This window comes from Chitinophaga sp. ARDCPP14 (assembly GCF_051362515.1).
In the GTDB taxonomy this organism is placed as follows: domain Bacteria; phylum Bacteroidota; class Bacteroidia; order Chitinophagales; family Chitinophagaceae; genus Chitinophaga.
On sequence record NZ_JBKIXB010000007.1, the window covers coordinates 289,220 to 303,546 of the forward strand.

A 14,327-nucleotide genomic window follows, 5' to 3' on the forward strand; every position below is an offset into this window, starting at 1 on the left:
TATTATCTGCTACAAAAAAAGTAAAAGATGCAAACAGTACTCAGAGCAGGAATAATGGTGATGCTGCTGGCGATAGGAATGCGTGGAGCAGCGCAACAGAACATACAGTTCAGCCAATACGTGTTCAACGGGTTAAGCGTTAACCCTGCCTATGCAGGCTATAAAGAAGACCTGTATGTGAATGCCGTATACCGCCATCAATGGGCCGGTTTCCCCGGCGCGCCCCGTACGGGCGGCGTGTCGATAGACGGGGTGACGCCGGCCAGTGATAACAAGGTGGGGCTGGGACTGCAGATGTTGTTTGATAAACTCGGTCCGCAGGATGCCTTGTCGCTTTACGGTTCTTACTCCTACCGGATTCCGCTGGATGATGAGGATACGCGCCGGCTTTGCTTCGGGCTGGGAGGAGGCGTTACCCAGTACTCTATCGACGGTTCGGCCCTGCAATACATCGATAACGATGATGCCGCCCTTCCGTTGGGAAAGAAAAGTGTATGGGTACCGGACGCCCGCTTCGGGGTTTATTATTACACACCGCGCTTTTATGCAGGCGCCTCCATCATGGACCTGTTTTCGCTCTATACCGATGCAACCCGCTACAGCTGGAAAGGAAACAACTATTCTACGATCCGCAAAACACAGCACCTGTATGTTACCACGGGTGCTATGTTTCCGCTGGGCGACAACCTCCAGCTGAAGCCTTCGATCCTGATCAAGGAAGATTTTAAAGGACCTACCAACGTAGACATTAATGCTTTCCTGCTGATTGGTGAAAAGCTGTGGACGGGCGTCTCTTATCGCACCGGTGTAGGCGTGTGGAACAAAACCAACCTCCAGAAGGACCTGAGTGAGCTGGACGCAGCCAGCGTGATGGTGGAATTCTACGCTACAGAAACGCTGCGCATCGGGTACTCCTACGACCTCAGTATTAATAAAATGGCAGGTTACCAGGGAGGATCGCATGAAATATCACTAGGCTTCTTAATTCCTTCGAAAAATTTCACTGTAAAGAATCCCAGGTATTTTTAACCATAGTTTACTACCCGTATGATACGTCGCACTATAATTACCATCCCGCTGTTTCTTATTGCCTTCAACCTGTACAGCCAGGAGCAGAAAAGCATGTCGCAAATGGCTGAAGCAGCCTATGCACGGCAGGAGTATGCAGAGGCAGGAGCGCTTTATAACAGGATTGCCCGCAGCAAGGGAAGTAAGATGCCGGTAGATCAGCTGATGAAGATGGCCCATAGCTACCAGGAGATCGGCTACTTTAAGGAAGCTTCGGATGTATACAAGGAAATCACGGAGCGGGCCGACCGGCCTTCGTCTGCCTATTTTGCATATGGCGAAGCGCTCCGGCAACTGGAGCAATATGATGCCGCAAAGCAGCAGTATGCGTTGTTCACCACCTCCAATGCAGATAGTCTTAAACTAAAAGAGATTGCACTGCAGGGTTGCGACAGCGCCGTTGTATGGCTTAAACAGGCAGCGCCTATACAGTTAAAGCCGGTGAAAGAGCTGAACACACAAGGCTCCGACCTGGTAACCGGCGTGGTACAGAAAGGTTTACTGCTGATGTCAAACGGGTACCGCTCTATGGCACTGAATAACGGGTCGCAGGCAAAACCTCCGATCGATAAACGCACGGAACAACCTTACTATAAAGCATACGTTTACCAGCAATATGCCGGCGGCAACCACGACATGTTCCTGGAGGAACTGGCGCCTGCACTACTGGCCAAATACGATTATCATATTGGCCCGGTGTGTTTGAACACCACAGAAGACACGCTCTATGCCACCATCAACATACAGGGCAAAGGGGTTCCCGTTACCGGTAAAGGACTGGTAAATGGTGTTCGCCAGTTGCAGATCTATCAATCTGTAAAAAAGAATGGCAAATGGGAAGCACCGGTACTGATGCCCGGCATCAATGTAACGGGATATTCTTCCAGTCACGCGGTATTAAGCACCGGTGGCGATATATTGTATTTCGTGTCTGACCGCCCGGGCGGTCAAGGACAAACAGATATCTGGTACGCCGAAAAACAGGCAGACGGTTCCTGGGGCGCGCCGGTCAACTGTGGCAGCCAGATAAATACCGTGGCAGCAGAAACCTTCCCCACCGTTAACGAAGACGGCATTCTTTATTTCTCCAGCAGGGGATATGCAGGAATGGGTGGTTATGACATTTACCGCATAAAAGGCGGCAAATCCAGCTGGGAAATACCGGAGAACATGAAAGTACCTTTCAACTCCGGCGCAGACGATTTAGGGCTTATTTTGAAACGTAACGGCTATGAAGGTTACCTGGCTTCGAACAAACCAGGCAGCATGGGCAAAGATGATATCTATTATTTCTCAGACGCCGAATATTTTACCAGGATCAACCGCAGGGAAAACCCGCCGGTGATAACAGATCATACGGCCCCTCCTGTAACTGGCGACCAGCCTGGTGGAGGAAAGAAAGGACATACGCCGGAAGAAGAAGAGGATAGAAAGAAGCTGGAAGAACTGAAGTTCTTCTATGATTATAACAGCGCATCACTGCTCAGCGAGTCCCGCAGGATCCTGGACCAGGTAGCGGCGGTGCTGAAACGTCACCCCGACTGGAAGATCGTAATTGCATCTTTTGCTGATAACCGTGGCTCTGACCAATATAACACTGATTTGTCGGCCTTACGTTGTTATGCGGTAATAGATTACCTCGTTAATAAAGGGATCGATTCCAAACGCCTCTACTACACCAATAACGGGGAGAACAATCCTGTGAACGGCTGTAAGGATGGTGTACCATGTAAGGAAGAAGACTATAAGCAGAACAGGCGCACCGAACTGCGGATCAAATGGTAGCACTTCGCTGAACTTATACCATACAAAAAAGCCTTCAAATCATTTCGGTTTGAAGGCTTTTTTGTAGGATATTTTGTCGGCAGGCAGGTACCGGGGTCCTTTCAGGTAATAAAGTTCCGGATAGCACTACCCTTGCGTATAAACAGATTTTCCCTGATCTGCAGCATCTTGATAACTATTGCAGGAAATCCTTGGGCAAGGTGTTGTAAATATGAAAAATTAATCTTTCATTTGTTGTGTTATGAGGGAATTTGTACCGTAGCAAGTGTTATCCCTGATATTCCCCGATCATAACAAACGTGTCCTGAACCTTTGTCTGAAGCCTTCTGCAGTTTTCAATTCGTTTTTTTGAAGTTTGGAATTTAGATTGGAAAAAATATCGGAATTTTTTTAATCGTCAGTTAAACACTTATAATGATTACAATATTTACTGGTACTTGATTGTATGGTTATTGTAGATGTCGTTTGCCCTATATAAAAAGTTTAGTCGTCCCACAACGATTAAACCATATTTTACCCTTTACCCACTCCCGTTATGATGATACGGATAAAATGGTTATTGATTTTATTATGGGGGCTCCCTGCCTATAGCCAAAGGGTGGACACTGTTGCTGCATTCCCGCAGAAAACCCACCATCGCATAGCTAAAACTATTGAAGGGCAAGGGGACATGTCTGACAGGCTAAAGCGCCGGCAACTGAAGCTGATCGCAAAACTGCAGCTAATGGAAGGCAAAGCCGGCCGGCGGTTAAAAGAAGTGGATACCATCGCAGCTATGACCTACCTGCAACAAACAAAGGACGCCTATGCAACCCTGCTGGGAAAATTGAATGGTACAAAAGAAGAAGGGCAGAGCCCATATATTCCGCGTCTGGATTCTCTTCATTGCCTGGTAAACTTTTTAGGTGCCACAGCGGATGGAAAAGATCATTTAAATAAAGCCTTAAAAAGTATAGACGGGCTAAAAGCCGACTGGCTAAGGGGAGAACGTGTAAAAAGTTTCCTGGCAGAAAGGGCTGCGATGTTAAATAGTTTACGGGAGAAATTCCCGCAGCTAAAGGGCATCAAAGGCGCCGCGGCGAAGTACTCAAAGGAGCTTTTCTATTATAAGCGCCGCCTCGATCAATGGAAAGAGGAACTGAATACCCCCGCAGACTGGGAAGCTACGGCCTTGAAGGCACTTGGCAAAGTTCCGGTATTCCAGCAATTTTTACGGGAAAACAGTCAGTTGTCATCCTTGTTTGGTATGCAGTCCAACGGGGGCCCGAATGTAGCGGCAGTAACTGTAAACGGGATGCAAACACGCGCTACTGTGCAAACATTATTACAACAGCGGCTTGGCCCCGCGGCCGGAAACCTGGAACAGCAGCTGGCCAGTCAGGCAGTGGCGCAAGGCACAGGCTTCACAGATATCCGGAATAAAATAACCTCACTGAGGTCAGCAGGAATGTCCGGTGATGAAGCATCTGCAATGCCTGCCTTTAAAAAAAATGATCAGCGTATAAAACCCTTTCTCAAAAGACTGGAATATGGATTTGATCTGCAAACCGGCAAGCGTAGTGCTTATCAGTTTCCGGCCAGCAATGACCTGGCTGTTTCACTGGGGTACCGGTTGAACGACCGTCTGGTTACAGGTATTGGCGTGGCCTATAAATTTAGTATGGGCGAAGCATGGAACAAAATAAACTTCACTCATGATGGGATCGGCTTGCGCAGCTACCTGGACTGGAAGCTTGCGGCGCCCGGCAAAGGGAAGACCGCATTGTTGGGTAATCTCTGGATCAGCGGTGGTATTGAACAAAACTATTGGTCACGTTTTGAGAACATAGCGGAACTGAGAAGTCTCGCCTGGCAAACATCAGGTTTGATAGGAGTAGCTAAAAAGATCCAATACCAGAAGAAGACGGCGAAACTGCAGCTGCTGTGGGATTTTCTACAGCCTGCCGGAAATCGCGCAGTTGTATTCCGGTGGGGATACAACTTCTGACAGGAATCATAAAGATCAAAAAGCAGGAACACATCACTGAACGCTATATCGCCCATACCGATTTGAAATTAATAAAAGTTGTATTGATGAACGTATTCAAAACATGCCTCGGCCTTCTGACCGGATTATTAATAATGATCCCCACAAAAGAAGCGCTGGCACAAGCACCCGCCCCCTATACCGTACAGGATGGGAATACTATTTATACTGTCACGGCAACTTCTCCCCAAACGAATCCCACTATTCTGAATACGCTTCCGCTGAGAGATGCCAAAGTCGCAACGCAGTATATCGACGGCCTTGGCCGGCCATTTGAATTGGTGCAGAAGAAAGCGTCTCTCATCACGGACCCTGCCAGTCCGCTGTCTTCCACCACAGCCGTAGACTTGGTGACCGCCAGAACATATGACGTGTATGGAAGAGAAGTATATTCCTTTTTGCCTTTTGCTGCCAATAATACGAACGGCAATACTTCTGTTTCCGATGGAAACTTCAAAAAAAATCCATTTGAACAGCAGGCCATCTTTTCCCAGGCAATGTACCCGGGAGAAACCTATTTTTATGGTAAAACGAATTTTGAAGCATCTCCCCTGAGCCGCACTACGGAGGTGTATGCGCCAGGGAATAACTGGGTTGGTACAGAATCTGCCACAAAGAAAAATATAACCACCAGGTACCTGGTAAATACAGTGACCGATGCCGTCAGATACTGGACCGTAACAATAGCGCCGGTGGGAGGACTAAGCACATACGCCACTTCAACTACATATCCTCCGGGAACCTTATTCAAAACGATCCGGATAAATGAACATGGCAAGCAGGTTATTGAATTCAAAGACAAAGAAGGTAAAGTAGTGCTGAAAAAAGTGCAGCTTACGGCATCCGATGCGGGAACGGGAAGTGGTCATGCCGGTTGGCTGAACACCTATTACATCTATGATGATTTTAAAATGCTGCGCTGCGTTATACAACCCAAGGGGGTAGAACTGATCTCTCCCAACTGGTTACTGACGGATGTTACCATATTGGCAGAACAGTGCTTCCGGTATGAATACGATGCAAAGAGGCGACAGATAATAAAAAAGATGCCCGGCGCAGGCGCGCAATACCTGGTATATGACAGTCGCGATAGGTTGGTGCTCCGGCAGGATGCCATCCTGGGAAGCGGGAAATGGGAATATTTCCAGTACGACAGCCGCAACAGGCCGGTTGCCAGCGGTATCTGGACCACCGCTACTACTTTTGCAGCTCACATTACCGCAGCCGCGCTCATCCCGGGTGGAACCGCTGCTAATTATCCCGCGGCAGGAACCTCCGGCCTCGAAGAGCTAAGCAGCACCTTTTACGATAACTACGATTTTCTGACCGCCACCGCTTACGCCGGGCATGGATTGAATACAGGTTTCTTTACAGGAGATAACAGTTATTTTTCTGCAGCCAGCAATACCGCCTGGCCCTATCCGCAGGCCGTAACTTCAACAACCGCCACACAGGGAATGATTACCGGGGGAAGGGTAAAAGTACTTGGAACCGCTACCTGGCTTTATACGGCTACCTACTATGATAACGATGGAAGAACCATACAGGTGCAAAGTAAGAATGTGACCGGCGGCCTTGATATAGCGACTACCCAATATACATTTAACAATCAGCCGTTGATCACTGTACAACGGCAGGTAATCGCCGGCGCCGGTGCGCAAACCACTATTGTGTTAACTAAACTCACCTACGACGATCTGAGCAGACTTGTAAAAGTGGAGAAGGCTATCAGCAATACCACCGTGAATAGCGGGGCCATGACAGCCTACAAAACTATTTCGGAAATGGCCTACGATGCGCTGGGGCAAATAAAAAGTAAAAAGATAGGCATACAGCCAGGTGCATCCACACCACTGGAAACGCAGCAGTCAACGTATAACATCAGGGGGTGGCTGTTGGGCGTAAACAGGGAATTTACCAACCCGGCCACACCATCAACACCAGGATCAGGTAACTGGTTTGGCTTTGACCTGGGATACGATAAGCTTACAAACGCATCCGCCCGGAATTACCTGGGCCAACAATTAAACGGTAACATCAGCGGAACCGTCTGGCGGTCAGTAGGAGATGGCATTCCCCGGAAATATGATTTCAGCTACGATCCCCTCAGCCGCCTGCTGTCGGCCGGCTTTGAGCAGCGAAACAGCGATGGCGCCTGGAACAACAGCCTGGTCAATTATACCGTTAAAATGGGAAGCACCGGTGCAGACCCCGCTACCGCCTACGACGCCAACGGAAATATTCTCCGCATGCAACAATGGGGACTAAAATTAAATGCCAGCAGTCAGCTCGACGACCTGTCTTATACCTATCTTCCCAATACAAACCGTATACAGGCAGTTACAGACGTATTTAACGATAATACAAGCACGCTGGGTGATTTTAAATACAATGCGGCTACCAAAACTACCACAGACTATACGTACGACGGCAACGGTAATCTTACCATCGATAAAAATAAAGGGATTACCAGCGCCATCTCTTACAATCATCTCAACCTCCCGGCTGCAATACCGGTAGCAGGAAAAGGAACCATCACTTATACCTACGACGCCTCCGGAAATAAATGGAAGAAAAGTGTGACAGAAGGCAGCACCATTACCAATACCTACTATATAAATGGAGCAGTATATGAGCAGAAAGGAACAGGCCCGCTGGTGCTGCAATCCATGGGTCATGAAGAAGGCCGCATCCGTAATACTATTCCCACAGGTGGAACCACCCTGGCATTTGATTATTTTCTGAAAGATCATCTGGGAAATGTGCGGATGGTACTTACGGAAGAAGTGAAACGGATTAATTATCCGATAGCAGGCATGGAAAACGTAACCGACAAGAATAACCTGGCGGATCCCAATAACTATATACCCTATTATTCCAACACGGATTATACCGTAACGTCTTCCGTGCGTGAATTGAAATCAAACACTTCAAATCCTCCCGCCAACGGCACTACGAATCCGAATAACTACTGGACCAAGCTAAGCAGTGTGGCCGGCGACCGGAAAGTTGGTCCCGGAATATTACTGAAAGTAATGGCCGGCGATAAAATTGAACTCCGTTGTGATATGTGGTGGCGGGGATCTGCCACCGGCGCAACGCAGCAAAGTCCGCTGGCAGATATTTTATCTATCCTCGCAACCACCATTACAAGCGGACCAGGAGCCGGTAAAATAACTTTGCCACAAACAGGTACCAACGGCAGCTTTTTCAACCCGGCGGTCACCGGATTTATGAGTAACAGCAACCCGGCGCAAACCACAAAGCCTAAAGCATACCTGAACTGGATTTTCCTCAATGAACAGTTTGCCTATACCAGCACCAATGGCAGCGGTGCTGAACCGCTGGGCGCCGCCGATGCCTATAAAACCTATACAAGGCTCGACGCGAACGGAAATGCCATTCCGGTATTGCAGAGCGGATATGTTTATATTTATACCAGCAACGAAAGCAATATTGCCGCGTTCTTTGATAACCTGGCAGTGAACCATATCCAGGGGCCATTGATAGAAGAAACGCATTATTATCCGTTTGGGTTGACAATGGCAGGGATATCTTCAGAGGCACTTAAAGGATCAGCTTATCCGGAGAACAGGATGAAGTACAACGGGAAGGAGTTGCAGAATAAAGAATTTACAGATGGTTCGGGGCTGGAGTGGTATGACTATGGCGCGAGGATGTATGATGCGCAGATAGGGCGGTGGCATGTATTGGATCCTGATGCAGATAAGATGGTTAATTATTCTCCCTATAACTATACGCTCAATAATCCGGTACGACTTATTGATCCTGATGGCAGAAGCCCCGAGGATATTGTGTTTTTTGATAAAACAGGGAAGGAGATCCATAGAATACAATCAAATACCCAGTATAGAACATTCGTACAAACAGGAGAATTGACATTTGGTAATTTTGTGTCAGGGAAGACATTTACGGAAGCACCAATGCCTAATGTAATAACATCAAGAGAAGAAAGCAGTACAACAGCTCCCAAATATCAAAAGTATGACTATGCAATAGCCGCCGAGACATTCCTTTTTAATAAGAATAAGGAAAACGGGATAGTTCCGACATATACAAACGGGACTACTCTTGGCGATCCATCATCTGTTCCGGATCTGGATCCTACACTGGTAAAAGCTATGATTATGCAGGAAACCGTAATGGGAACCTATGATGGAAACAAGAAGGACAATAATGATGCAACCACAGACATTATGCAATCAAATGTATACTACAGTGCAAAATCTAATGACTGGAGTGATTCCAAGACTCAATTTGGCTTAGAAAAAGGGAAAGGTGTTTCCGATGCAACACAGAGTGTGAAAGCAGGTATAGGTATTTTATATCAGAAAGGCCTCAAAGGTGCTGACGGCAAAAAATGGACTGGTGGAATAGATTGGGGAGAAGCAGTAAGGCGGTACAATGGTGGTGGAGTAGATAACTACAAAGAAAAAGTTTTTAAGATGAAAATGGATTCAAAAGAACCTAATCCTTCAAATTATTAAACTATGAGAAACAGCATATGTATTTATATATTTTTGATAGTGTATTTGTCGTTAGGATGTAATAATAAAGTCAATAACCCGGATAAAGGTGCCGCCGTTAGTATGAAAGGAGGTGATAGTAATATGTTGAACAGTACTGATAGTTTTAAAATAGATGCTATTGAGTTTGTTAAACAGGATAAAATTGTTGACACTATTGATTTAAAGAGCATGTCTAAAAGAATAACCTGTTCCAATGATTATACTGCATTAAAAGAGGAGGAAATTGTAGACGAATTCAGATTTTTCGAAACTCAGATTCTTTGTTTTAATTATAAGGGAGATATAAGGGGGGGGCTTAGTGATTCTTCCTTTGTAACAGCGTTTTATAAAAAAACAGTGAATGAGAACGAGGAGTATTTTCAGGTTGAGCAATTACGATTTTTAAAAATTGATTCTATGGAAGTTGCTGGTTACGGAGATTGTATAATAGCATCATTTGAATATTTGAATCCGTCTTCAGCTAATCAGGATAAACCTACTGTAATGTTTAACACTGAAAGGAATGAAGCAGTTGTCTGGAACTTTAGCGATTGGGGCATAAGAAAAGGTATGATTGAACTGGATTTTAAGGTTAGAGGAGGAAAGCACACTTTATATAAAGTTGAATATGATGATAAGATCAGGAACTTTATCCCTACTTGCTATAAGATAATAGCATCAAAGTAATATATCACAACAAATCCTGAATATCTATAAAAGAATTTTCCTTATGCCTGGCTGTCATAAACTAATCAGATCCTGCTATGCCCTTATTGTATGCGGGATCTTCTATCCGCACATCGTATCCTCACAGAATACGGCCTTTGATGAAATGCGAAAAATTCCGATTACTTCTCCGGATGTCGCGTCGCTGACTAAGGCAGCAGAGTTTCCCGTTACCTATTTCAATGGCAGGCCGGAAGTATCTATTCCCCTTTACACCATCCGTACGGGCGATCTGGAGTTTCCTATCAGTTTGAGCTACAACGGAGGCGGCATCAGGGTGTCTGAAGAGGCCAGTTGGGTAGGCCTGGGGTGGACGTTAAATGTGGGAGGAGTTATTTCCAGGCAGATAAAAGGAGCGGATGATGATCTGGTGTCTAACGGAACGTTTAAGCAATATTATCCGGACGCACTGGGAAATACCTATCAGGCCGGCGCCCAGGCGCGGAATTTTATGTTACAATTTAACCTGCTATATAAAGCTAACGGCCAGGCTTATACGAAGCCGGAGCTTTGCCCTTTCCTTTGTCCTGGAGATATTGATGGTGAGCCGGATCTGTATGTTTACAATTTCGGGAAATATACAGGTAAATTCACCGGGTTTTCTACTGCTGAAGTGGTGGATGTCAGTGGCAACAATGTCCGGTTTGAAAAATCAGGCGGTGGAATTATCGCCACCGATCCGGAGGGTTTCCGGTACGAATTTATGGCGATAGAAATGTCGATGACGGCGGCCGGGCCTACTAAAACGGCTTACTATCTCACAAAAATCACCAGTCCGGCTAATCGTATTCTTACGCTGAAATATAAAACGTTCCGCGAGTACGTTTATCCTGCAACGGGCGCCGGCCATAGCACGGATTATACCGGTATTTCCAGTGCATTCACCAACGTGGACTATGTAACTCAAATGCCCGACCTCACTGAAGAGTATATCCAATACCAGGCTGTTTCCATGCGGGGGCCAATGGGCATGCCCACCAATGTCGGCTTGAACAGCACTTTCAGCACCTCTACCATCAGAACGCTTTTCCTGGATAGTATCCTTTTTGAAAATGGCGCCGTGCAGTTTATACCAGACAGCCGGAAAGATTTATTTGGCGTAAAGCTGAATGGGATCACTGTTTTTAATAAAGCCGGTAGCGCTGTGATGACAGCCGGGTTTGACTATGATTATTTCACCGCCCGGCCCGGGAACGAATCGTATACTACCGCGAGCACCCGGCCGGGAATAAAATTGCCGTATGATGAGTCTTACCGGCGGAAAAGATTAAAGTTGAAAGGTGTAACGGTAAAGGGAGAAGTATATAAATGTTATTATTACGAAGGCGCCGACGGATTTACATTACCCTACAAAAGTTCCTTTGAACAGGATTATTGGGGATATTATAACGGGGCAGCTTCAAATACCACACTGGTACCGGATTTTAAGCGATATAATTTCCTGGCTGCCATTCCGCAGGTACTAAGGAGCTGGATAGGCGCTAACCGCGACGCAAAATTTCCACAGGCACAGGAAGGGATGCTGAAGAAAATCATGTATCCTACCAAAGGGTTGGCGGAGTTTGAATACGGCCTTCATGAATTTAACAATGCACCAGCAGATATCATTGTTAACTATAACAACGTGGGCGCATTAAATACCACAACAGGCGTTACTACCACCACGGTGGACATAGCAGCGAATTGTTATGTGGATATAACCGTGAACCTGTTCTGTAATCAGCCTGCAGACGCAAATCCAACAGGCACAGGTTGGGACTGTTCCTGCATATTCCCGCCGTGTAGCCCCGTTAATATGCAAAATGCGATGTGGGTAACGATAGAAAGAGTAGACCCGGCCACCGGTGCGGTGAGCCCCACGGAATGGGAATATGATTTTTCCAAAGATATCGTAAGGAATCAAAGCGGCAATTTTGTATTAACCAATCAATACTTTACAGCCGGCAGATATAAGTTGACGGCTAACTACCCCGACAATAAAGTGGGCGCGCCGGGGCAAAAAATGGCCTATATCTCCCTTAAAATTCCGGTTACTACAAATGTGGCTCCCTACGGAATAGGTGGCGGGCTGCGTTTAACTTCCAGCAGTAGGTTTGATCCGGTAAGTAAAATCACATCGAAGAAATTGTATGCTTACGAACAGGGCATGATGATGCATTTTCCTACTTATTACAGTGGCCTGAAAAACCAACAGACGGATGTATTGACCGGCACAGACACTGAAGTAATAGATGAGTATATCACGCACACACTTTATGCTAATCCGCGCCAACCGTACACGTTTTCCGCGAACGGAAGTCATGTTGGGTATGGTAAAATAAAAGAAAATTTTACAGGAGAAGCATTGGGCAGAACAGAATATCTGTACAACGTGATCCCGGATAAATATCCGCATTTGTCGAACCTTGATCTTATTCCCGGCACTCCTCCTATCCCCAGCCTGGAAAATGGGTTCCTGAAAACAGTGAACTTCTACGATAATGCTAACAGGTTAGTGAAATCAGTATCCAACACGGCAGTGGTAAAAAAGACCCAAACCTTTTGGGCTTTCAAACAACGTAAGCAAATGAATTCACAAACGGTTAATACAGCAAACTTTGACATGTACCTGCACTTGTCTTTTTATCCTATCCAGACAGGCAAGCTGCTCACAGCCACCAGTACGGAAACGATGTACGATAATGTGAATACGCCCGGTATCACCACCAGCAAAATTTTTGAGTATAACGACCGCGCTTTTCTTCAATCGGAACAACTGACCCGCAGCGATGGAACACCGGTTGTTAAACACTACCGGTATCCCGGCGATTTTACGGCGACTACCGGTTGGATTGGAGAGTTAAAGACCCGCAATATGATCAGTATGCCCATTGAAGCGGTGACCCAGGTAAATGGTAAACTGGTGGAAGGAACCTATAAAACATTTGCGCTGCATGATAATATTGTAACCCCCAATGAGGTATTTGCTGCGGAAACATTAACCCCGGCAACGGTGGCCTTTATTGCGCCTTCCGGCACATTGCCGGCCGAATATAAATCCGCCGGACAACTGGACTATGATGCAAAAGGAAACCTCAATTATTCCAAATCAAATAACAATATCAGCATAGGCTATAAATGGGGCTACAATAAGATGTACCCGGTAGCAGAATGTAAAAATGCAGTTCCTTCGCAGTTTTATTATGAAGATTTTGAGGGGAACGGCCCGCTTGTCTCCAATACCAGCACGGCACACACGGGAAAAGGCGGTTACAACGGATCCATTGCGCTTGCCAGCCAGTTTTCAGCCACCACAGCAGGCAGAACTTACCGCCTTTCTTATTTCAAACAGAATGGAACTGTCTGGGAACATATAGATCAACCATATACCGGGCAGTCTTTATCGGGCGTAGTGGATGATATCCGCATCTATCCGCAGGACGGAGAAATGACCACCTACACTTATTTGCCATTGGTAGGAATCAGCAGCATTATTACGCCCTCCGGTAATACTTCTTTTTATAGCTACGACGCGTATAACAGGTTATCCATGATCCGCGACCAGGATGGTTATGTGATGAAAACCTTCAACTACGCCTATTCCGCTACTTTAGGTCAGGATAATTCTACCACCTATCCCAATGTAGCCATTACGCAAAACTTTTATAAGCAGTGTACCACCGGTGAGGGATCGCTGGTGCCCTATACTGTTCCGGCAGGAAAATATACAGCAGGATCCCCTGAAGAAGCAAATGCCCTGGCTCAGGCGGAAATCGATTTGCAGGGGCAGGCAAATGCCAATACCAATGGAACCTGCGATGTTGGACTGGCCATTACAAGTATTGTAAACGGGCCTGGAACTACGTTTACCGTCAACTTTACCTGTCCTCCCGGTATGAACTTCTTTATCAATCTTTTTGCTAAAGATCCTGTTACCGGAAGGCCATACAACGATAGGCCATTCGTTGTTCCGCTGGGCTCTACCAGCTTTACAGGCGACATCGCAAAGGGTAAAACATGGATATTCTCTATCACCGCAGGAGGAACTAATTTTCCATCCGGGATAAGCTCGGCAAACGTCAGCTTTACTTTTCCATAATCACGTAAATAATAAAAGAGGGGCAGCCAGGGTATCCGTGGCTGCCCCTCTTTTATTATTTACGCCAATGTGTAATATTTTGAATACTTTCAGCAACTAATAGTGCAAACGCTGA

The 14,327-nt window shown here is 46.3% G+C and carries 6 protein-coding genes; all 6 read left to right on the top strand.

Annotation, left to right across the window (positions count from 1 at the left end; translation table 11 throughout):
* The first annotated feature begins 27 nt into the window (after positions 1 to 27).
* Positions 28 to 1,029: a PorP/SprF family type IX secretion system membrane protein gene (locus ACLHR0_RS20620; protein ID WP_370907737.1), complete on the top strand. Its 1,002-nt coding sequence runs from the start codon at positions 28 to 30 to the stop codon at positions 1,027 to 1,029.
* Positions 1,030 to 1,047: 18 nt separating this feature from the next.
* Positions 1,048 to 2,853, top strand: a complete 1,806-nt coding sequence (locus ACLHR0_RS20625; protein WP_436489128.1) for an OmpA family protein — start codon at positions 1,048 to 1,050, stop codon at positions 2,851 to 2,853.
* A 535-nt stretch (positions 2,854 to 3,388) separates the two neighbouring features.
* Positions 3,389 to 4,840: a hypothetical protein gene (locus ACLHR0_RS20630; protein WP_436489129.1), complete on the top strand. Its 1,452-nt coding sequence runs from the start codon at positions 3,389 to 3,391 to the stop codon at positions 4,838 to 4,840.
* Positions 4,841 to 4,974: 134 nt separating this feature from the next.
* On the top strand, positions 4,975 to 9,387 hold the full coding sequence (locus tag ACLHR0_RS20635; RefSeq protein WP_436489131.1) for a DUF6443 domain-containing protein: 4,413 nt from the start codon (positions 4,975 to 4,977) through the stop codon (positions 9,385 to 9,387).
* Between the two features lie 3 nt (positions 9,388 to 9,390).
* The gene (locus ACLHR0_RS20640; protein WP_436489133.1) at positions 9,391 to 10,095 is read left to right on the top strand and encodes a hypothetical protein; all 705 of its coding nucleotides are present in this window, start codon (positions 9,391 to 9,393) and stop codon (positions 10,093 to 10,095) included.
* 145 nt (positions 10,096 to 10,240) lie between these two features.
* Positions 10,241 to 14,212, top strand: coding sequence for a DUF5977 domain-containing protein (locus ACLHR0_RS20645; RefSeq protein WP_436489135.1), 3,972 nt, complete (start codon positions 10,241 to 10,243; stop codon positions 14,210 to 14,212).
* Positions 14,213 to 14,327 lie beyond the last annotated feature (115 nt).